Source organism: Cupriavidus sp. L7L (assembly GCF_004353535.1).
Classification (GTDB): Bacteria; Pseudomonadota; Gammaproteobacteria; order Burkholderiales; family Burkholderiaceae; genus Cupriavidus; species Cupriavidus oxalaticus_A.
This window is the reverse complement of the sequence record NZ_SMNY01000062.1, coordinates 1-459: the sequence shown is the minus strand read 5'-3', so window position 1 is coordinate 459 and position 459 is coordinate 1. Positions and strand designations below refer to the sequence as shown.

1 rRNA gene is annotated in these 459 nt (G+C 56.4%); it reads left to right on the top strand.

From position 1 onward, the window contains the following. Nucleotides 1-26: 26 nt before the first annotated feature. Nucleotides 27-459 (top strand): 16S ribosomal RNA (locus tag E1J61_RS34810); the annotation flags it as partial.

Here is a 459-nt window from a genome sequence, read left to right as displayed (position 1 = left end):
AGGGTCTTCGGACCCACACAGAGATTGAACTGAAGAGTTTGATCCTGGCTCAGATTGAACGCTGGCGGCATGCCTTACACATGCAAGTCGAACGGCAGCACGGGCTTCGGCCTGGTGGCGAGTGGCGAACGGGTGAGTAATACATCGGAACGTGCCCTGTAGTGGGGGATAACTAGTCGAAAGATTAGCTAATACCGCATACGACCTGAGGGTGAAAGCGGGGGACCGTAAGGCCTCGCGCTACAGGAGCGGCCGATGTCTGATTAGCTAGTTGGTGGGGTAAGAGCCTACCAAGGCGACGATCAGTAGCTGGTCTGAGAGGACGATCAGCCACACTGGGACTGAGACACGGCCCAGACTCCTACGGGAGGCAGCAGTGGGGAATTTTGGACAATGGGGGCAACCCTGATCCAGCAATGCCGCGTGTGTGAAGAAGGCCTTCGGGTTGTAAAGCACTTT